The organism is Streptomyces sp. NPDC039424 (assembly GCF_055639495.1).
Genome location: NZ_JBVKAI010000037.1, coordinates 17,208 through 36,598 on the forward strand (window position 1 = coordinate 17,208; position 19,391 = coordinate 36,598).

The window sequence follows — 19,391 nt, forward strand, 5'->3', positions numbered from 1 at the left end:
AGCTCTGCGAGACGGTGTGTGCGCAGCGCCGATGTCTCGGCAACGAGGGAGTGCCACGTTGGGCCGGAACCCCACCTGTTGTTTCTGCTACTTGATCATCGATCTTGATCAGGACCGGAGGGCGACCGAGCTCAGACTTGGTGCGGTTGACCCGGCGAGGGGCGGTGATGTGCGGCAATGGGCCTACTCGCACTCGAGCTGTCTGCGCGAGCGAGTCCACACCAGCATCGACCTCTGGTGGGAGTTGTAAGACCAACGGGCCGCCGCCAGGATGGCCGGTCACGGATGAAATGATCTCGCGATACCTGGTGTGATCACCGCGTCGGAACCGTCCTGGACAGCCGCGCTCACCGGGACGATGGCGCGTCAGTTCGGCAAGCTGGTCACCCGTTGCAGCCTCAAGCGGGAGGGTCCAGTGACGGCCCTTGCGGACCGGATCCGCGCCCTCACGCTGATGGTCACCGCGTACTGGCGCACCAGCCTCACCCTGCGCCAACTCGCCCCGCTGTTGGGCATCTCGAAGTCGGCCGCCGACCGCATCATCGACCACCTCGGACCGTTACTCGCGCTCCGGCCCCCGCAAGCGGTTAGCTTCGACCACGTCAAGATCGACTGGTGCGGCGGCCAGACGGAGGGCCTGGACCAGGCTTGCGGACCTGGAGTCGGTCTCCCAGAAGTCGGGTTTCCCCTACGACGTGGGGGAGTCCCGGGAGGTGCGACTTACACCGGCCATCAGTGCAGGTCACACCGTAGGCGGGTCACCTGCCGGTATCCAGCCGGAGGGCGAGGTCGTGGGCGGTGGCGCTGGTGAGGTCCCCGACGAAGGCCCCGACGATTTCGAGACGGCCGCCGGTGATCGAGGAGGTCACGGAGGGGTTGCCCCAGAGCTTGCCGTCGATGACGATGGCGAATTCGTTGCGCGGGGCCGGGGCCCCGGCGATGGAGCCGGTGAGGGCGGCGAAACGGGTCCGGTCGGCGGAGCCGAGGGTCACCTCGACCCGCCAGGTGCCGTCGGCGCTGCTTTTGGCGGCCTTCGCGGAGGTGACACGGACGTCGGTCATGCCCTTGGCGCGGTCGGCGTGGATGCAGAACGTCGCGTGGGTCCCGCTCGCGGGCACGGTATAGCCGCCGCTGCCATGGGTGCAGGTGCGCTCCGTGGAAGAGGTGACCGGCAGGATGGAGATCAAGGCCGCCTTCTCGCTGTTCCCAGTTGGCCCTGCGGCGGGCGGAGTTACGCGCGCGTGCTGGTTCGCGCCGTCCGCGACGGCCACCCAGGCGGTGGCCACCGCGGCGGCGGCAGCGATGCCGACCCCGGCGCGGGCCAGCCGCTGCCGCCGCCGGGCGACCTGCAATGCGCCGTCTGCCAGGCCGACCAGATAGGGGCCGGCGGCATTACCGCCGCTCTCCCGGACATGGGCGTGCAAGGCATCGTGCAGCAACGCTTCGCGCAGCGGGTGTTCGGTCGAGTCGTTCATGCGATGACGCCCCTTCCGGAGGCAGTGGAGGAGGAGGCGGCCGACGGCCCCGCCTCGGCCAAGGTGATACGAAGGGAGGCGAGGGCCTTGTGGGTCTGGCTGCGGACCGTCCCCTGGGCGACGCCCAGAATCTCGGCGATCTCGGTGTCCGGCCGGTCCTCGAAGTAGCGCAGCACGATCACCGCGCGCTGGCGCTTGGGCAACCGCCGCAGCGCGGCCATGATGTCCTGCCGCTGGACCACGGTGTCGGCCCAGTCGGCGGCCTGCGCGGACGGCTGGTCCGGCAGGGTGTCGGTGACCGTCTCCCGTCCCCAGCTGAGCAGCCGGAAACGGTCCACTTGGGCGTTGTAGATCGCCCGGCGCACATAGAACTCCGGCTGCTCCCGGTCACGCAGCTGCGACCAACGCCGAGCGGTAGAGGCAAGCGCGGTCTGGAGCAGGTCGCGGCCCTGCTCCCAGTCCCCGGTCAGCAGGTAGGCCGTGTGCAGCAGCGATCTCGACCGCGCCGCCACGAACTCGCGGAACTGGCGTTCCTCGTCGGCGTTCATGTGCCCTCCCTCGTTTCCCCGTAAAGACGGGTACGGAAGGGGGTTCGACTGCCCTGCCGGTCAGACTTTCTCGGTCACGACACTGCCAGGCTCCTCGCGCGGAGCGTCGTGGCGGTTCATGCGGCCTGGCCCTGTCGCTCGATCAGGACACCGTTCTCGAACCTGCCGCCTGTCCGGACCAGCGGCAGTGGGCTCCGTTGATCGCCCTCCAGCACGCCTGCCCCGACTCAAGGAGCTTGAAGACCGTGGCGATGGCGGAAGGACTCCCGCACGCTCCAGCGCCGTCCGGCTACCCGGACCAGCCCGTGTAGCGGCACGGGTGTGGGTGCATTCGTCGACCATGGCCGGGGCGGGTCCGGGGAGCCGGTGGCCGGGCTGCTGCGGCCCGGGAACGCGGGCAGCAACACCGCGACTGACCCATCGAAGCCGCCCGGCTTGCGCTGTCGCAGCTACCGAAGAAGTATCGGCGCGGACGGCGGACGCTGATCTGCACCGACTCGGGTGGCGGCATCCACGAGTTCGTCGACTGGTTGTCCGCCCGCAGGCCGGTGGCTGGGCCACCGGCCTGCGCAACCTCCCCCTGCACGACACAGCACAGAACCAGGTCTGGCTGGAGATCGTCCAAATCGCCGTCGTCCTGCTGGCCTGGCTGCCGATGCTCGCACTGACCGGACAAGCCCGCCGATGGGAGCCCCGCCGCCTGCGGCTGCGACTGTTCTCCGCGGCCGCTCAGCTCGTCACCACCGGTCGGTGTCGCATCCTCCGCCTCTCCAGGCACTGGCCCTGGACCGGTGTGATCACCGACGCCCTGCAACGGCTCGCGGCCCTGCCAAACCCCGGCTGACCAGCAACGTCCCGTCCCCACGAGCAGCACCACCCGACCGGAGCCGTGGAACCCGGCGCCCGCCCGACGCGACAGCCGGGCCACCAGCCTGCCCACTTGCAGAAATCTCCGCCTCGAACGAGCCGAAAGGGTCCGTCAGCAAGCTGACGGACCCTCATGCAAGATCGGGGCTAATCCCCCGTCCCTTTCCCGCGGCCGTGCTTCACCGTGCCTCGCGATGGCGCGACCGCGTGCGGGCTGGATTCACGGCTTGGTGGCGGGGAAGACAAAAAAGCCGTCGTCGGTGTGGACCCAGCCGTAGTCCGTCTGGTCGAAGTGCGGGACGAGCTGTCCGGGCAGGTCTTTGGCGAGCACCTTCTTGGTGCGGGCCTCCACCGCGATGACGGTTGCCTCGGCGTCGGCCGAATTCTCCTGCTGGGTGCCGTAGAGCACTCCCGTGGGCGAGAGCTCCTCGGCCTCCATGGGCGTCTCGCCGTCCTGCTGGTCCCACAGCTTCTCGCCGGTCTCCAGGTCCCAGACCATGGTGCCGTTCTCCTCGGTGGTCGCCGCGAGCTGCTGGTGCTGGTCGAGAACAGCGGGGGCCTCGTCGGAGTCGTAGACGGGACCGGCGGCGAGCGCGTTCGGCGAGGTGAACTCGTATGTGGCGATCACGCTCTTGCCCAGTCCGCCGGACCCCCACCGCGTGATGATCTTCTCGTCGGCGACACGCAGCACCTCCAGGTCGGCGGCGCGTTCGCCGTTGTCGAGCACCTTTACGCCCTTGGGCGGCTTGACGTCCTGGGTGCTCCACACCTTCTTGCCGGTCGCCAGCTCGTGCATCACGAGGTGTGTCTTCTCTCTGAAGTCGGTGCCGTACGTCGTGCCGCCGATGATGCTGAAGTAATAGTCACCGGTGATCAGCGGCGCCTCGGCGCCTTCCGCCTCGACCCCGAACGGCCCTGTCCGGCCGAAGCAGTTCTCGTCCTTCAGCTTGTTCTCGCACGTGAACGACTTCACGGTGCCGGTGTCGATGGCGGTTGCCTTCACCTGCCCGGAGTTCGCGTCCGCTTCGATGAGGTAGCCGTCCTGGACATGCAGGCCCGAGCCGTTGCCTTCTCGTCGCACGCGGCCCAGCTTCTTCCCGGAGCCGTCGTAGACGGTGATGATGACGGTGTCCTTCGCCGCGCTGAGTCCGTCGGAGGGGGCGGTGGCCACGGACCTGACCTGGAGCGCGGGTACACCGCCGTGCCAGGTGGTGACTCCCACCTCCTCGTCAGAAAGCTTGAGAGTGCCGCGCACCTCGCCGGTTTTGCGATCACGGAACTCAAGGGTCCCCGTTTCCGCCTCGCCCACCTCCGACTCCTGGTCCCCGTACTCGGACTGGACGTCGACCGCCCCCTCCGTGGAGAAGACCAGGGTGTTTCCCATGCTGTAGGGCGGCAGCGGCGCGTCTTTACGGGAAAGGCTCCACACGGGCTGCCTCGCCAGCCCGGGAGCAGTCGGCCCCCTGTAGGCAGGGCCCTCGGGCGCGCTCTCGCCCCCCTTCGAACCGCTGGCTTTGGGCAGCGGGTTGCTGTCGTCCTTGTCGGCCCCCGAGCTGCACCCCACAACCAGCCCGAGCGACAGTGCGATTCCGGCAGCCGCCATGAGTCGATTCTGGTTCACGTCCCTACCTCTCTCTCCGCCGTCTCCAGCCCCTCGGCATGAACACGCGCCATTGTTGATCAACCCGCCCACGCTGGTTCTTGACCTGCGGGCGCTTCCACCCGACCAGCTGTGGCCATGAGAAAGGGCGCCCAAGTAGGCGTTCAGTGGACGGAGTGAGTCCGCGTCCGCATCATCGCCACCAGGGCTTGGACGAACCCCCGTCAGCGCTTCCCGAGCTCGTGGGTCTTCAGGCGCGGCGTTGCAGGCCGACTCTTCTCACTGGCTCAGCAGCTCGACGATTTCCTTGTATGACGCTGCTTTCCACCCCCGCCGCGGTGTGGGTCAGCACGTCGTTCACGGTGTATGTGATGCGCTCGTCCGAAGCCTCCTCCGTGCCCCTCGGCTCACGGCCGCACCGTCGTGTAGGTGGTTCGCTCGGCCAGCTACGATGCTCAGCTCAAGACAGGTGTCTTCGGCGGGTACGCGGCAACCAGGGTCCCGGGCGCGGCTCGCCGCGTTACTTGGTGTGAGGCGGGTAGTTGGTCGCGACGCACCCCTCTTCGAGGTGGACGACGGTAAAGCCGACCTTGGGCGGCTCGAAGCCCGGGAGGCAGGAGAGGTAGAGGAGACCGCCCTCCAGCAGCTCCTTCTCAAAAATCCGGTCGGTCTGCACACCGAAGTCCCGGCCGATCATCATGGACCTCGTTCCTCGCTCTTCGTCGGCCGCCGAGGCCCAGCTCTGGAGAAACTGCCGCATGTCGGAGGCGTGGAAGAAATCGGTGCCGTACTCCCCCTCCTCTGTGTCGCACGTCCCCGCTCCATCGACGCCGGCCATCCTCTTCTGAAGGTTCTTGAGCCTCCAGGGACTGCGATAGGTCACCTGCGTGCAGGGCAGTTTCGTACGAAGGAGCTCACCCACCGCCCCCTGGTCGGCTGCCGCCGGCAGGCTGTCCTGGTCGTTCCCTCCACACGCTGTCGCCAGCGCGGGAAGGAGCAGGAGAGCCGCACATGCAGCCAGTGTGCGCGAGCGAGACCGTGGGCGGACGCAGTCAGAAGCAGCCATGAAGTTTCCTGAACGACTGGAGGAATAAGTCGCCGGAACGCTAATGACACCGCCCGGCACCACGCCAGGCCATTCGAACTTCTTCGAATCATCTGCCGGGCACCTCAAGAAGGCAGATAGGCTCTGGCGCGGGTTGAGGCGGCCGCGGACGCGAGAGCACTGGTAGTACGGTTGGGGGCGATCGGGGCGAGGGCGCTCACGAGGTGGCGCGTGAAGCCGAACGGGCTGGTCGACGCCGTATGGCTATCGAACCCTTCCGGCACGTGGGGGTGTGCCCGGCGCAATTTCGAGGGATGGGACGCAAGTGGCAGGCGAGAGCCGCCGACCTGAGGAACCTGTTCGACACGCTCCTCGGCTGCCCCTATCACTGCCTCCAAAGCCGCACGAAGCACGACGTCGGCCAACCCTGCGCAATAACACCGGCGCTCGCCGCATCAACGTCGAAGTCGACCATCAGCGACGTGAGACGCCTTGCACTTCTTGTCGCGTTCTATGGGATTCGGGCCCGTTGCCCCCCTTTGATGCCCGCATGTTCACCGAGTCGATCGCGCGCCGCGGCCAGTCCAGGGCTGTGCGGGCGCCCAGCTCACCGCCGCACGTAACCGTCGATGCCCTCGCCTCCCTCTGTGCGAGAGGCCGTCACTCGAGCGACGCTGACCCCGTGGGAAGCGAGCCGAGCAGTGCCGCGGTGCACTCTTCGGCGAGGTCCTCGGGCGTGTGCTGAAGCTTAGGCCGGCGATGTCTGACGGCGGGGTACCAAGCTCCGAAGAGCCCAAGTGCCGCTGTTCCACCCGACGGCAACAGGCAAGGGGAAGAGCGGGTGGGCGAACACCCGTGAACCCCCGATGACAGAATACGGTCCCAGCCGCCGTTGACGTTGTTGTCCCTTGGTGAGCCTTCAAACCAGCAGATGATCACAGCTCAAGTCACTCCCTGGCCGCAACAGGCGCGCGTTGAGCCTGGTGTGGGTGAGCCAGGTGCGGGTGACGATGGTGGGGACGACTACTCCAGCAGCCGTTGCATGATCAGCTCCATCACTTCCGCGCGGCTGCGCTTGCCGTTGTCGGCCGCGTTGAAGTGGTTGCCGATGCGCACCGAGACGGCGAGCAGGCAGCGGACCTCGACCTCGTCCTCGTCGGGACAGAAGGAGGAGAAAAGGGAACGCAGGTAGTCCATACGGCGGTTGTCGACACGACGAAGTCGCTCGGCGACAGCCGCGTCTCGGCGGGCCCAGTCGCGGATCGCTATATCGGCGCTGGTGCCCCGCACCGGCCCGTCGGTGGCAGCGGCGACGATGGCGAACAGCCGCTCCAGCCTGGCCCTGGCATCTCCCCCACCGCTTTCAACCTGCTCGATCACACTCTCGGTGACCTGGTACTCCCAGGTATCGAGCATTTCGGCGAGCAGTGCGCCCCGGTTGCGGAAGTACCCGTAGAAGCCACCCTTGCTGACGCCGAGCGCCTGCGCCAGTACCTCGATCCGGACGGCTTCGGGGCCGCCTGCGACCAGTGCCCGCAAGCCTTCCTCGATCCACTTGCCGCGCGGAGTGCGCGTCGCGCCCATGTGCATAGCTCCTCACGTCCCTGCCGAGTATACGGGGGCGTATAGATGGGTCTACGCTCGATGTGTACGCCACCGTATAGATGGGAGCCTGCACATGCGCCTTCCCCGAACCGCCCACACCCAACGCCCCTGGCGCATCCACGAAATCGCCGACGGCTTCAGGATCGAGGACGTGTGGGCACTGCCCACCCCCGGCGGACCCGACGACCTTGTGTGGCTGGTGCGCCAGTTCGCCGAGGGGATGAAGGACGGGGTGACGGGAGAAGGTCTCGTCGGCCGCGCACTCTTCGCCATCCGCTGGAGGCTCGGAGCACTGCTCGGCTGGGACGAGTCCAGTGGCGGGGTCGGCGCCCGGCTGCCTTCCCTGCGCGACCGGTTGCCTGCGGACCTTCGCAACGGGCCCCGGGGGCCCGACCTTGGCTCGTCCTCGTTCACCTCCCTCTATCAGAGGGATGACGAGTGGGCCGCCGAGATGGGCAACAAGACCGTGCACGCGGTGATGCACATCGGCTGGGTCCTGGACGAGTCCTGCGGCTACCGCGGCCAGATGGCCGTCCTGGTGAAGCCGAACGGGCTGTTGGGCGCCCTCTACATGGCCGCCATCAAGCCCTTCCGGTACATCGGGGTGTACCCGGCGCTGATGCGCTCCATCGGCCGCGAGTGGCAGGCGAACTCCGCCGGACGGAGCGTGCTCTGACCGGGTTCCAAAACCCGACGCTGGCATAGCCACCGGATCTGGCGCCAGGCCCAGCTCGTGCTGGACTCCGAGCACGCGCGCCGGGCGGTCGGCGAGGTCGCCCTCCCCTACGGGTTGTGCACCGCGCGGTCCAACGTCGCCACCGGCGGCCACGACTGCCCCGTCCGTTTCCGCCGCGCGGGCTGCGGCCACTTCCGCACCGACGTCTCCTGGAGTCCTACCTTGCCAACCTGCCGCGCAGCCGCGGACGCCTGGTCGCCATCAGCGCCGATGACCGGGCCAGAACCGAGGCCATGCCGTCCGACGAGGAGATCACTCGCGCCCGCCGTCTGATCAGCCGTGCCCGCGCTGATCTCGATGAACTCACCGACGACGACCGCGCCCAGATCCAGCAGGCCCTCCAGATCGTCTCTCTCGGCCTGCCCCGCGTGCGTCAGCCTCTGCCTGACCAGCCCGATGACCGAGAGGAAACGAGCCGCCTCCGCCCGACGCCGCGAACATGTCCTCCACCCCCTCGACGCGGGCCCTGCGCAGTCGGCGGACCGCAGCTCGGCCAACAGCACCTCGTGCAGCTGCGGTCAGACTCCGGCCTCGGTCGAGTCCCGCAGACGCCGCCAGGCCGTCACACCACTGCAGCGCTGCCAAGGAACTTCGGCAGCGGCCCGCCGCGGGAGCCGCGCCTCATCCGGTTACGGACACGGTCCACCGGGATTGGAATCGTCGCTTTGAGGACCGCGTCTGCGCAGGTAGGAACATTTGCTGCGGGATCGTAGGCCTTGTCGGCCCGAACCCCGTCCGGGCGCTTGCGCGGCCGCTCAAGTCCGAGCCCGGGGAAACGGATCGCCGCGCTGCCAGCGCCGGAACAGGTCGTAGACCCGCTCCCACCGCCCGTAACGCTCCGGCACGTCCTGCTACGGGGCGCCGGTCCGGTCCGCCACTGTATGCCGTCTCTCAGCTGCCACCGCGTCCACACCTGCGGACGGCCCGGCCTGATGCCCTGCGACAGCAGTGGCTCAAGCCAGGCCCACTGGCAGTTGTGGCGTGTACCGCTTGAGTTACCAGCGATACCAGCGGCCCTTGCGGCCGCCACTGTCCGCCGTCCACACAACGAAACCCAGCAGCCGGACCATCAACACAATCACGGCGATCCACCACAGTGCCTTCAGCGCGAACCGCGCACCGAAAAGGATAAGAGCCAGCAGCACCGTAATGCCGGTGCAATGCGGCCGGACGGGGCACCGAAGGCGCTTCGTGGCCGCGGAGCCGGGAAGCCATCAATGCCGACCGTGAGGGTAGGCGGTAGTGTCTCGGGCATCACCCGCACGGCGCGGGTCGACCGCACTTTCCTCTACCGCCACCGGGACCTGCTCGCCCTGATCCACGCCGCCGATCTCGAGCCTGCCCAGCAGAACACGGCGGGCGCCACCCCAGTCAGCCGTGCCTCACGCCAAGCAGACCTGGCCAGCGCACAGGCCCGCAACACCCGGCTCGTCGCCCGCCTCCAGCAGTTGGAGAAGCGCCTGTCCGAGGCATTGGGGGAACAGATCCGACGGGAGTCCGGCCTCAGCGCCCCCGCCGATGTTGAGGAACTCCAGCGGACGATCACGCGACTGGAACGGCAAACAGTCGATCTGAGCGCGTCTTTGGAGGAGCGCGAGGCCGAACTGGAGGCTGCCCGGGCGGCCAACCGCGAGCTGACCCGGGCCTGAACCAGAAGAGAGCCGCGGACCGCTAGGGGTCTGGCCGGCCCGGTCGTCCAGCTTCCGGTCGGGGTAACCCCTTGACCGCGCAAGGCGCGCTCCGGCGGGCGCCTCCCGCCTCGACCGCCGTCCCAAGGAGACCGGCGCCGACCCCTACCGATCTTGCGCAGCCCGAGCAGCAGCAAATACTTGGCTAGCCACATGATTGCCGCTACGGTGTTTATGTGGTCAGCCACCTAAATGTGGTGGTGGCACGAGAGGAGCCGTCATGAAAGCCATCCTGTTCGACCGTTTCGGAGGCACGGAGGTGCTGCGCGAGGCGGACATCGAGGTCCCGCAGCCCGGCCCCGGGCAGATCCGCGTCCGCGTCAAGGCGGCCGGGCTGAACGCCCTGGACGGCAAGATCCGCTCCGGGGCCATGGAGGCCGTGTTCCCCACGCCGCTCCCCTCCGTCCCCGGTCACGAGCTCGCCGGCGTGGTGGACGCCCTGGGTGAGGGCGTGCGGGACGTGAAGGTGGGCGACGAGGTGCTGGGCTGGTCGGACACCGGCTCATACGCCGAGTACGCGCTGGCCACCACCGTGGCCCCCAAGCCCGCCGGCCTCGACTGGCAGCACGCGGTCGCGCTGCCGGTGGCCGGCGAGACCGCCGAGCGGGTCCTGAACCTGCTGGGGGTCGCCCCCGGGGAGACCGTGCTGATGCACGGCGCGTCCGGAGCGGTCGGCACCGTGGCGGTCCAGCTCGCCACGGCTCGCGGAGCACGCGTGATTGCCACTGCGGGCTCCTCCAACCAGGACTACCTCGCCTCGCTCGGTGCCACCGCGACCGTGTACGGCGACGGTCTGGTCGAGCGGGTGCAGGCGCTGGCCCCTGACGGCGTGGACGCGGTGTTCGACCTGGCCGGGAAGGGAGCCCTGGAGGACTCCATCACCCTGCGGGGTGGCACCGACCGCATCGTCACCATCGCCGACTTCGGTGCACGGCAGCTGGGCATCACCTTCTCCCAGGGGTCCCAGGAACGCTCGACTGCCCGCTTGGCAGCCCTGGCCCGGGACGCCGGGGCCGGCAAGCTCGTCACCACCGTCACCGCCTACCCGCTAGACCAGGCGGCCACGGCCCAGCAGGTCAGCGACGCCGGGCACGTGCGGGGCAAGCTCGTCCTGACCGTCGACTGAGCACCCCCGCCCACCCCTCACACACCACCACCCGCTGCCTTTACGGTGACCGGCCGGTCACCGCCCTATCGAAGGACCCTTCATGCTGGATTCCCTGTGGACGCCGACCACTCTTGGCGGCATATCTCTGCCGCACCGCCTGGTCATGGCCCCCATGACCCGTGACCGCTCCACACCTGAAGGCGTACCGACCGAGCTGAACGCCGAGTACTACGCCCAGCGGGCCTCGCACGCGCTCGTCATCACCGAGGGAACCCAGCCCTCCGCCGACGGCCAGGGCTACCTCCTGACCCCCGGCATCCACAACGACGAGCAGATCGCCGGGTGGCGCAAGGTCACCGACGCCGTGCACGCGGCCGACGGCCGGATCGTCATCCAGCTGATGCACACCGGACGCATCGCTCACCCCGACAACACCCCCCACGGGCGCCAGCCGGTCGCCCCTTCGGCAATCCGGCCGCAGGGCATGATGTTCACCGCGTCCGGGCCCCAGGAGATGCCGACCCCCCGTGCTCTGGCGACGCAGGAGGTCGCGGCGACCGTCGACGACTTCCGCCGCGCCGCAGCGGCCGCCGTCGCGGCAGGCGCCGACGGCGTGGAGATCCACGGCGCCAACGGCTACCTGGTGCACCAGTTCCTGTCCGACAACACCAACCAGCGCACCGATGGCTACGGCGGCTCGATCGAGGGCCGCATCCGCTTCGCCGTCGAGGTCGCCGCCGCGGTGGCCGACGAGATCGGCGCCGAGCGCACCGGCATCCGTATCTCCCCCGCAAACCCGTACAACGACATCGCCGAATCCGACACGGCCGAGCTGTATCCGGCGCTCCTGAACGCCCTGCGCCCCCTGGAGCTGGCCTACCTCCACGTGATGCACACCGGCGACGAGGAGCTGCTGGGCACCCTGCGCGCGCTGTGGCCGACCACGCTGATCCTCAACCGGGGCGGCACCGATCTGCCCGCCCGCGCCAAGGACATCGACAACGGCACGGCCGACCTCGTCTCCGTCGGCGCCCTCGCGCTCGCCAACCCCGACCTGGTCGAGCGGCTCCGCGCCGGCGCGCCGCTGAACACTCCCGACCCGGCGACCTTCTACGGCGGCGGAGCGGCCGGCTACACCGACTACCCCACCCACACCGACTGAGGAACCGAACCATGCCCACCCCCGGACCCCGCATCCCCACGACGGCCGGCGCGGGACCGATGAGCTACGCGATCTTCCAACTCGCCCGCGCCCACCGCGCCCACGCCGCCGCCATGCTCCGCGAGATGGACCTGCACCCCGGACAGGAACTGCTGCTCATGCAACTCCTCGACCGGGACGGCCAGACCCAGTCCGAGCTGCTCGAAAGCGTCGGCCTGGACCACTCCACCGTCTCCAAGTCCCTGCGCCGCATGCAGGACGCCGGCCTGCTCGTGCGCGAGCCGGCCACACACGACCGGCGCGTCATGGTCGTCCACCTCACCGACAAGGGCCGTGCCATGCGCGAACCCATCGCGGCCCTGTGGCAGGCCCTGGAGGAGACCTCCGCCCGGAATCTGTCTGAGCAGCAGGCGCAGTCCTTCGTCGAGACCGCCTACGCCATCACCGAGGCGATCAGCAGCCGCGCGCTGCCGGAAGAAGAGTCCGTGTGACTCCCCGGTGTTCACCCCATGCCCGCGTACGCCACACCACACATGAAAAGGGGCACGCAAGCTGGGGTGAACACCGTCCCGTATGCGGCGCGACCACCGCCAGGTCGGCCCTGTCCCCCATCCCGTAGTGGCTGCCTTCGGACGCGGTACGTTCCGGCGGCGAGGCGCACTGCGGATCCGCCCCCACGGCCCGCCTCCATCAGCCCGCCCGGCGCGCAGGCGCCCCCACGTCTGCAGCCACCTTGCGCCGCCCACCAAGCCCGTCGTTGATGACCTGACGGAAAGTGAAACCCCCATGCCTGCCGCTGACTCAACCACCCTCCCGGTCCTCGTCGTCGGAGCGACCGGCTCCCTGGGAAGCAAGGTCGTCGACGAACTCCTGGGGCGCGGCAAGACCGTCCGCGCCCTGGTGCGGCCGGCCAGCGACGCCAGCCGGCTCGAAAGCCGGGGCGTTCAGATCGCCCGCGGCGACATGCTCGACGTCGACTCGCTCGTGGCCGCCATGAACGGCGCCGACGCCGTCATCACCACCGCCGCCGGCTACACCCGCGGCGGCAAGAACGCCAACGACATCGACACCATCGGCAACGCCAACCTTGCGGAGGCCGCCCACCGCACCGGCATCCGGCGGTTCGTCCTGACCAGCATCCTCACCAGCGACCAGACGCCCCAAGTCCCGCACTTCTGGCACAAGAAGATCGCCGAGGACAAGCTCGAACAGCTCGGCGTCCCGTTCGTCGCCCTGCGCCCGGGGGCGTTCCTCGACCAGGTCGCCGGCATGGCGGGCGACCCGATCGACAAGGGCCGCATGGTGTGGATCGGCAAGGCCACCGTCCCGCTGACCTTCGTCCACACCTCCGATCTCGCGGCGTACCTGGCAGCCGCGGTCGACGCCGAGGCCGAGGCCGGTGAGCGGATCGACATCGGTTGGGACCGTCCGGTCAGCATGCGAGAGGTGGCCGACGTGATGGGCCGCCGGGCCGGAAAGAAGATCAGGGCGACGGCGGCAGAAACGGTTCTGGCGCTCCTGCACCGCTGACCGTGGCAGAAATCCGGCGACTCCTGGCAGTTGGCCGTCCCCCGCTGACACAGCTTCGGTGCACCGGCCACGCGCTGAGCTGGTCCCGCTGGCGCAGGCACCACCAGGGCCATCGCCAGACGCTGCCACTACCGCCGCCGAGGTCACGAAGTCCCGCAACCTGACGGGTCACCAGCCGGATACACTCAGGAACACGCCCCTGACCAGCAGTGATAGCGAACTGCGACTGGAGTACCAGGCGACGACTGCACGCAACTCCCGTGTCATGAGAGCGACCGAGCCGCGCTCCACGGGGGCCGGGCCCGATGCCAGCCCGTCCGGGAGCGGCGGTTGGCTGCCCAGCCCGCTCTTTTAATCTGTTCACGTGATCGACTACGACGATTCCGGCCTTCCTGTGGTCCAGGTGGGAGACCCCGGCCCTGCCCGGCTACTGCTCTCGGAGCCGACACGACCGTTCGAGGACGAGCCAACGCTCGACTTCCTCATCAGGGCCTGCGGGCCATGGGGCAACGTCGCGACCTCGGTGCAGACCTGGGACGGCGACGGCCTCGACACCTTCCTCACCTCGCTTGCCGAAGACTTCCGGGGCTGGGAAGGAGCACGTACCTGGCACTCCCTCTGCTACGACCTGACCCTCTCAGCGGAGCACCGCCCCGGTGGCCACGTCCAACTGACTTGGGGCATCCACGACCGAGCGCCCTCCGAGGAATGGCACTTCGCGACCACCACGGTGCACGCAGCAGGCGAGGACATGCGCAACCTCGCCGCCGAGATCCACACGCTCATTGCGGGCGTCGCGAAGTAGCCGAAGGGGGTTGGCGTCTCAGCTCGGCAACCACGACCTGGTCGACCGCGTCAAGGAGCTTACCGCCGGCTATCCACGGCGGAACGGCAGGCGACCACCCAGAACGTGGAACTGCAGCAACGAATCGTCCAGCTTGAGGACGACCTCGCCGCCGCCCGCACCAGCCTCCGGCGCATGATCCGCGAGCAAAACTGATTGATCCCGCCCTTCAGGGGCGCGCTTTTTGAGACCGGATCAGCACTGCCACAGGAACTTCGCGCGGCCACACGGTTCGCAGGCGAACGCATAGGCGCCGCCACAGCCGCCGAAGTTCATGGCGGTGCTGTGGTCCGGACCTTCCTCAAGCTGGACGACCAGCGGCATAGGAGTGGCGCATGACGGGCAGGACGGTGTCTCGTCGCCCTGAATCCAGGCGGGGCTACCTCCGAGCTGGCCGAGCACGGACGACGCCGAGCGGTCGTTTCCCGCTGACCACTCTTCGCTGGCCTTGTCGTAATCGGGCTCGTCGACATGCACCAAGCTGACCGCCCGCACGGAACCGAGCAAAAGCAGGTCCTCATCGACACCGTCGGGCTGGGGCAGTGGCTCAAGACCATCCGTCGGGAAGAGCAAGGCCTGATTCCCGCCCGAGTCCGGCTCCCAGTCGCTGCACATACCTGGGTCGTTCTGGCATGCGAACAAGACGAGGATCCCTCGGCCCTCAATCCCACCCCCGAGGTCATCCAAGACCACCTGAGCGAGGAACTGCATCGGGCCATTGCACGAAGTGCAGCAGGGCCACGGAGTGGCGGCCGGTGCCAGAGGCACTCCACCGGTCCGGGTCACCCGAGCAGCCAACGCGACTGGACCTGCATCGATCATGAGAGTCGTCACAGCCAGGACTCTAGGACAGAGCGGTGACATCGCCCGGAAAGGTCTAGCCCGGCCCGCCCGCCATCGTCGTGACCAACGTGCCTCACGACCACGCAAGCGCTTGACCTGCCAGAACGGTTCTCTCACCCGAGATAATGACGGTGCGCAGGACGGTGAGGAAGTACAGGACCCGCACGGCTTCGACTTCGTCGGTGTACTGGCGCAGCTGGGGGCCGGCGGTGTCGCCGGGGATCGGCTCGCCGACGTCGGGGTCGACGGAGATGACGACCAGGGCGCGGTCCAGGGCGTGGATGTCCGCCTCACTGGTGATGTTCTCCAGCTGCTTGGCGGCGGAGTCGGAGAAGGCGATGCGGGCGCGGCGAGGGCCCGGGTGAGGGGCCATCAGGCGACGGCCGGGCGCTGGCCGGCGAGCCGGGCGAGGTGGGCCTCGCGCAGCTCCTCCCACGGCGTGCAGTCCTCCACTGATGGCAGGCCGTTGGCCGCGATGTCCTCCAGGACGGCGGCGAACTGGTCGGCGTTGGCGCGGGTCCTGGCCGCGTAGGCGCGGACCGCGTCGGCGGCCGCGGGCTCCAGCTGCTGCCTGGCGTGGTCGGCGGAGGTGGCCGGCTGTTCGCTCATCGAAGGGCTCCAGAGGGCACAACTGGCGTCCCCCTCGACGGTATCGGCCGCCGCGGGTGCTGGGGACCACTCCGGACGAACCGGCTGGTGCGAGCGGGTGGGACCCACGGACCCAGGTGGACCCAGATGCCGGTTTCGTTCGTGTCCACCAGGGAAATCACCGGTCTTGGGACCCAGGGACCCAGGGACCCAGGGACCCAGGGACCCAGGGACCCAGGTTCCTGGCGGCTGCTGGGTCTACCTGGGTCCCCGCCGTCGGCGGTGACCCAGATCAGCTGATCAGTGACACAGACAGGCGTGTCCACCTGGGGGAACAGGGTGTTGATGACACAGGTCGTGTCCCGTCTCGATTGATCTGGCTCCGGGGCTGGGCTTCTGAGCTGCGGCGACCAGTTTAGTAGCGGTCGTCGTACGGGGAGTACCACTCCCCGCCGGTCAGGGTGCAGTTCGCGCCGTGCACCGGGGTGATGACCGCTTCGGCCTTGAGGACCTCGGCGCGGGTGTTGCAGCCGTCGTGGTCGGCGTCGGTCCAGTGCTTGAACTCGCTGCACTCGTAATTCCGGAATCTGCAGAGGGAGGGTCACGGCCCGGCCACCCTGAAAAGGGCGCGGCACAGTGGTGGTGACACAAGGCTGCGAAGTCGCCGAAAGTGCCTCGCACCGCGCTATCGGCCAGGCCAGCCAGCCTCGCCGGTGACAGGCAGCGTGCTTCGGCAGAGTTGGCGAATGGATGGTTGAGTTGGTGAGCTGAGTGTGCGGGTTAACCGGACCTACTCGCCCAGCCCACGCTCAACTCGCCAGCTGAAGCGCTCAGTCCGGCCGAGTCGCACCTGGCGGATCGTCGGCCCTGCGTCAGCCGAGGCCGACCAACTCGGCGATCGTCCCGCCGAGGACCCGGTCGCGTACCTCGCCCGGGCTGGTGACTCGTTCCACCAGGGCCCGGGTGAGCACCGGGTCGCCGTACGGTGCGTCCGAGCCAAACAGGGTCCGGTCCGGTATCTCCTTGATGGCCAGCCGGACCGCGAAGACGACGTTGGCCGTGGACAGCTCCAGGTACATGTTCGGGGTGTCGCGCACCAGTTCAATGGCCTGTATCCAGTGCTGCCCTCCCATCTGGCTGACCACCAGCGGAACGTCGGAGTACTGGCCGGCCAGCGCGGCCAGCGTCGCCAGGTCCTCTGCGGTGGTCGGCGTGTATCCGTGCACGACCACGGGCAGCCGCCCCTGGTCGGCCGACGCCTGGAGCACCGGTTCAATCAGCCCTGCCCCTCCCGGCGGCGGTGTCAGCTCCCCGATCCCGCGCAGTCCACGCCCGACCACCTCCCGCTCGACGACCGCAGCCGTCTCCTCCGACCTCAGACCCAGCGGCACCGACAGGAAGCCGATGAACCGCTGCGGCCGCGCGGCAAGCGCGGCGTCCAGCTCCCGCCACGCCCCCCGGTACGCCTCGACCGTGCTGGCCCGCCCTTCGAGCGCCTTCTCCAAGACGGCCATCTCCTGACGCAGTGCGGCCAGGTCGCCCGCGCGCTCAGGGTGGGGCCGGGTGGCGAACAGGACGGTACGGTCGACCCCGGCCTCATCCAGTAGCCCCACATGCGCCTCGACCGGGTCGTGGACGTGGCTGTGCGCGTCGATGATCACTCGTTCGTTTCCCTCCGTCGCGACCGGTCCGGAATTCGGCCGGTCAGTGCACTGTTGCTCCCTGACACCGTTGGAAGGTCAAGTCGAAGGGACGAATCGTGCTGATCGGGGAGCTGTCGCGTCGGACTGGAGTCAGCGAGCGGCTACTGCGCTACTACGAGCGGACGGAACTCATCCACGCCGAGCGCCGCGCCAACGGCTACCGCGAGTACGACGATCAGGCCGTGGAGACGGTGCGCCGCGTCCGCGCCCTGCTCGCCGCCGGCCTGCCCACCCGCACAATCCGCCAGGTCCTGCCCTGCACCCACGACACCGCGGCGCTACGCCCCTGTCCCGGCGTCCTCACCAGCCTTCGCGACCAGCTGGACATCCTCGACCAGCGCGCCGCCGACCTGGAGACCGCCCGTCGCCTGCTGCGCCAGACGATCGCCATCACCGAGAACATCGAGAACGCGGCCGATCAGGCTCCGCCTCCGGGGTCCCGCACTCCTTCGCCTCGGTGAGTTCTCTCCGGTGCGGACCACAGCCGCCCATTCGTCCGTCGGGTGAAGAACCCGGACTCACCACGTCAAACGCTCAACTCGCCAACTGAAGCGCTCAGTCAACAATTAACGGCTGCGATAAAACCTGTATACGGCCGCCGCGACCACCATGCGGCGACCGGAAAGCCGTCACCGTTTCCGCGACGATTGGGAGGCTCGTGTGAGCACCCCCTTACCCGCTCCCGCCGCCTGCGCGTCCCGACACCCGGCGCGCCCGCGCCCCGCCAGCTGGTCGACTGGGCGAAGGTCGGCCGCCGCTCGGTCCGCCGACGCTCCACCGGCATGACCGCCACCGAGGCCGCGGCCGCGCTCGAGGAAGCCCGGCTGCAGCAGCACCTCGAACGCGACCGCGAGGACCTGGCCGACGACGAACGTGGCCCCGCCGAAGTCGGCGAGTGGGAGCACATCGCCAAGCTGCTCGCCACCACCGGCGGCGTCTACGACCCGGAGGCGACACCGTCGTCCAGGACGAGTTCGCCGCCGACGCCAAACGCGGGCAGCAGCAGCTGATTTCGTTTGGTGTGATCTTGCGGCATGCTGTTCGCGTGGCGAGCGAGTTGGTCGAGCGGATGGTGCCGGACGGGTTGTGGGAGCTGTTTCAGCGGGTGGTGCCGTCGGCTCCGGTACGGCCGCAGGGCGGCGGTCGCAGACGGCACGGGGACCGAGAGGTACTGGCGGCGATCGTGTTCGTTGCCACGTCAGGCTGCACGTGGAACCAGCTTCCGCCCGGCTTCGGCCCATCGGGCGTCACCGCGTTCCGCCGTTTCACCGAGTGGTCGCAGGCTCGTGTGTGGGCCGAGCTGCATCGCTTGATCCTCGACGAACTCGGCAGCCAGGGTGAGCTGGACTGGTCGCGGTGCGCCATCGACTCCGTGAGCGTCCGGGCGGTCAAAAGGGGCGTCTGACCGGACCGCATCCGACCGACCGTTGCAAGAGCGGATCGAAAATCCACCTCATCGTCGATCGTCGCGGACTGCCCATCTCGCTTGAATATCCGCAGCCAACACCCATGACAGCCAAGCCCAAGCCCTGCAGGCCCTCGTGCAAGGCATCCCGCCGATCCGCTCACGCCGCGGGCCACGGCGCCGACGCCCGGCCAAGTTGCACGCGGACAAAGGCTACGACTATCCCCACCTGCGACGATGGTTACGCACGCGCGGCATTATCCCTCGCATTGCCCGCCGCGGCATCGAGGACCCCACTCACCTGGGCCGACACCGCTGGGTCGTCGAACGCACCATCGCCTGGCTCATCGGCTGCCGGCGCCTGCACCGTCGCTACGAGCGCAAGCCCGACCACTTCCTCGCCTTCACCGCCCTCGCAGCCGCTCTGATCTGCTACCGCAGACTCCCCAAATGAAATGAGCTGTAAAAGTCCCCCTGACCAGTTTGTGCTTCGGACATGTCCGAGACACAGGCATGCGTCCACTCTGCTAACACCGTGTCCTACATGGCCAGTTGGTCGTTGGTCGGGTCATGGGGAGTGGGCGGTGGAGATGGATCGTGCCGGACGGCTTGTGGGAGATCGCGAGGTCCTTGCTGCCGCCGGC

General features: G+C 68.6%; 19 protein-coding genes and 4 pseudogenes. 12 read left to right on the plus strand and 11 right to left on the minus strand.

Annotated features, from left to right (window positions below):
• Positions 1-301: 301 nt before the first annotated feature.
• Positions 302-610: pseudogene (locus ACZ7L0_RS42985) on the plus strand (helix-turn-helix domain-containing protein); the annotation flags it as partial.
• Between the two features lie 148 nt (positions 611-758).
• Here the strand turns inward: ACZ7L0_RS42985 and ACZ7L0_RS42990 are convergent.
• The 3 genes and pseudogenes from ACZ7L0_RS42990 to ACZ7L0_RS43000 all read right to left on the minus strand — a co-directional run.
• On the minus strand, positions 759-1,475 hold the full coding sequence (locus tag ACZ7L0_RS42990) for a SecDF P1 head subdomain-containing protein (RefSeq protein ID WP_471248037.1): 717 nt from the start codon (positions 1,473-1,475) through the stop codon (positions 759-761).
• The gene (locus ACZ7L0_RS42995) at positions 1,472-2,023 is read right to left on the minus strand and encodes a SigE family RNA polymerase sigma factor (protein WP_471248038.1); all 552 of its coding nucleotides are present in this window, start codon (positions 2,021-2,023) and stop codon (positions 1,472-1,474) included. Before ACZ7L0_RS42995 ends, ACZ7L0_RS42990 begins: the two co-directional genes overlap by 4 nt.
• A 116-nt stretch (positions 2,024-2,139) precedes the next feature.
• Positions 2,140-2,291 (minus strand): annotated as a pseudogene (locus ACZ7L0_RS43000) (IS256 family transposase); the annotation flags it as partial.
• A 59-nt stretch (positions 2,292-2,350) separates the two neighbouring features.
• On the opposite strand from ACZ7L0_RS43000, the pseudogene ACZ7L0_RS43005 reads away from it, so the two are divergent.
• Positions 2,351-2,867 (plus strand): annotated as a pseudogene (locus ACZ7L0_RS43005) (transposase); the annotation flags it as partial.
• A gap of 243 nt (positions 2,868-3,110) precedes the next feature.
• Here ACZ7L0_RS43005 and ACZ7L0_RS43010 read toward each other — a convergent pair.
• The 3 genes from ACZ7L0_RS43010 to ACZ7L0_RS43020 all read right to left on the minus strand — a co-directional run bounded on the left by ACZ7L0_RS43010 (position 3,111) and on the right by ACZ7L0_RS43020 (position 7,119).
• Positions 3,111-4,274: a hypothetical protein gene (locus ACZ7L0_RS43010; RefSeq protein WP_471248039.1), complete on the minus strand. Its 1,164-nt coding sequence runs from the start codon at positions 4,272-4,274 to the stop codon at positions 3,111-3,113.
• A gap of 736 nt (positions 4,275-5,010) precedes the next feature.
• A complete protein-coding gene (locus ACZ7L0_RS43015; RefSeq protein ID WP_471248040.1) occupies positions 5,011-5,373 on the minus strand; it encodes a hypothetical protein in 363 nt (120 codons plus the stop codon).
• A gap of 1,185 nt (positions 5,374-6,558) precedes the next feature.
• The gene (locus tag ACZ7L0_RS43020) at positions 6,559-7,119 is read right to left on the minus strand and encodes a TetR/AcrR family transcriptional regulator (RefSeq protein ID WP_471248041.1); all 561 of its coding nucleotides are present in this window, start codon (positions 7,117-7,119) and stop codon (positions 6,559-6,561) included.
• A 94-nt stretch (positions 7,120-7,213) separates the two neighbouring features.
• Between ACZ7L0_RS43020 and ACZ7L0_RS43025 the strand changes: the two genes are divergently transcribed.
• Positions 7,214-7,816: a DUF2867 domain-containing protein gene (locus ACZ7L0_RS43025; RefSeq protein WP_471248042.1), complete on the plus strand. Its 603-nt coding sequence runs from the start codon at positions 7,214-7,216 to the stop codon at positions 7,814-7,816.
• A gap of 1,055 nt (positions 7,817-8,871) precedes the next feature.
• On the opposite strand, the gene ACZ7L0_RS43030 is transcribed toward ACZ7L0_RS43025, so the two are convergent.
• The gene (locus tag ACZ7L0_RS43030; RefSeq protein ID WP_471248055.1) at positions 8,872-9,027 is read right to left on the minus strand and encodes a hydrophobic protein; all 156 of its coding nucleotides are present in this window, start codon (positions 9,025-9,027) and stop codon (positions 8,872-8,874) included.
• Positions 9,028-9,102: 75 nt separating this feature from the next.
• Here ACZ7L0_RS43030 and ACZ7L0_RS43035 point away from each other — a divergent pair, with 75 nt between their 5' ends.
• From ACZ7L0_RS43035 to ACZ7L0_RS43060, 6 genes are all read left to right on the plus strand, one after another.
• Positions 9,103-9,525: a hypothetical protein gene (locus ACZ7L0_RS43035; protein ID WP_471248043.1), complete on the plus strand. Its 423-nt coding sequence runs from the start codon at positions 9,103-9,105 to the stop codon at positions 9,523-9,525.
• Positions 9,526-9,784: 259 nt separating this feature from the next.
• Positions 9,785-10,690, plus strand: coding sequence for an NADP-dependent oxidoreductase (locus tag ACZ7L0_RS43040; RefSeq protein WP_471248044.1), 906 nt, complete (start codon positions 9,785-9,787; stop codon positions 10,688-10,690).
• Between the two features lie 82 nt (positions 10,691-10,772).
• Positions 10,773-11,834, plus strand: coding sequence for an alkene reductase (locus ACZ7L0_RS43045; RefSeq protein WP_471248045.1), 1,062 nt, complete (start codon positions 10,773-10,775; stop codon positions 11,832-11,834).
• An 11-nt stretch (positions 11,835-11,845) separates the two neighbouring features.
• Positions 11,846-12,325: a MarR family winged helix-turn-helix transcriptional regulator gene (locus ACZ7L0_RS43050; protein ID WP_471248046.1), complete on the plus strand. Its 480-nt coding sequence runs from the start codon at positions 11,846-11,848 to the stop codon at positions 12,323-12,325.
• Between the two features lie 295 nt (positions 12,326-12,620).
• Entirely contained in the window at positions 12,621-13,364 is a 744-nt protein-coding gene (locus ACZ7L0_RS43055; RefSeq protein ID WP_471248047.1) for an SDR family oxidoreductase, read from the plus strand.
• 364 nt (positions 13,365-13,728) lie between these two features.
• Positions 13,729-14,169 (plus strand): DUF6228 family protein, encoded by a 441-nt coding sequence (locus ACZ7L0_RS43060; RefSeq protein ID WP_471248048.1) that lies wholly within the window; start codon positions 13,729-13,731, stop codon positions 14,167-14,169.
• 234 nt (positions 14,170-14,403) lie between these two features.
• On the opposite strand, the gene ACZ7L0_RS43065 is transcribed toward ACZ7L0_RS43060, so the two are convergent.
• The 4 genes from ACZ7L0_RS43065 to ACZ7L0_RS43080 all read right to left on the minus strand — a co-directional run bounded on the left by ACZ7L0_RS43065 (position 14,404) and on the right by ACZ7L0_RS43080 (position 17,300).
• Positions 14,404-15,072, minus strand: coding sequence for a DUF1963 domain-containing protein (locus ACZ7L0_RS43065; protein ID WP_471248049.1), 669 nt, complete (start codon positions 15,070-15,072; stop codon positions 14,404-14,406).
• A gap of 52 nt (positions 15,073-15,124) precedes the next feature.
• Positions 15,125-15,424, minus strand: coding sequence for a hypothetical protein (locus ACZ7L0_RS43070; RefSeq protein WP_471248050.1), 300 nt, complete (start codon positions 15,422-15,424; stop codon positions 15,125-15,127).
• Positions 15,424-15,660, minus strand: coding sequence for a hypothetical protein (locus ACZ7L0_RS43075; protein WP_471248051.1), 237 nt, complete (start codon positions 15,658-15,660; stop codon positions 15,424-15,426). Before ACZ7L0_RS43075 ends, ACZ7L0_RS43070 begins: the two co-directional genes overlap by 1 nt.
• Before the next feature lie 851 nt (positions 15,661-16,511).
• Positions 16,512-17,300, minus strand: coding sequence for an amidohydrolase family protein (locus ACZ7L0_RS43080; RefSeq protein WP_471248052.1), 789 nt, complete (start codon positions 17,298-17,300; stop codon positions 16,512-16,514).
• A 98-nt stretch (positions 17,301-17,398) separates the two neighbouring features.
• On the opposite strand from ACZ7L0_RS43080, the gene ACZ7L0_RS43085 reads away from it, so the two are divergent.
• From ACZ7L0_RS43085 to ACZ7L0_RS43095, 3 genes and pseudogenes are all read left to right on the plus strand, one after another.
• Positions 17,399-17,803: a MerR family transcriptional regulator gene (locus tag ACZ7L0_RS43085; RefSeq protein WP_471248053.1), complete on the plus strand. Its 405-nt coding sequence runs from the start codon at positions 17,399-17,401 to the stop codon at positions 17,801-17,803.
• Positions 17,804-18,124: 321 nt separating this feature from the next.
• The gene (locus ACZ7L0_RS43090; RefSeq protein WP_471248054.1) at positions 18,125-18,352 is read left to right on the plus strand and encodes a hypothetical protein; all 228 of its coding nucleotides are present in this window, start codon (positions 18,125-18,127) and stop codon (positions 18,350-18,352) included.
• 59 nt (positions 18,353-18,411) lie between these two features.
• Positions 18,412-19,201, plus strand: a pseudogene (locus ACZ7L0_RS43095) (IS5 family transposase).
• The last annotated feature ends 190 nt before the right edge of the window (positions 19,202-19,391 follow it).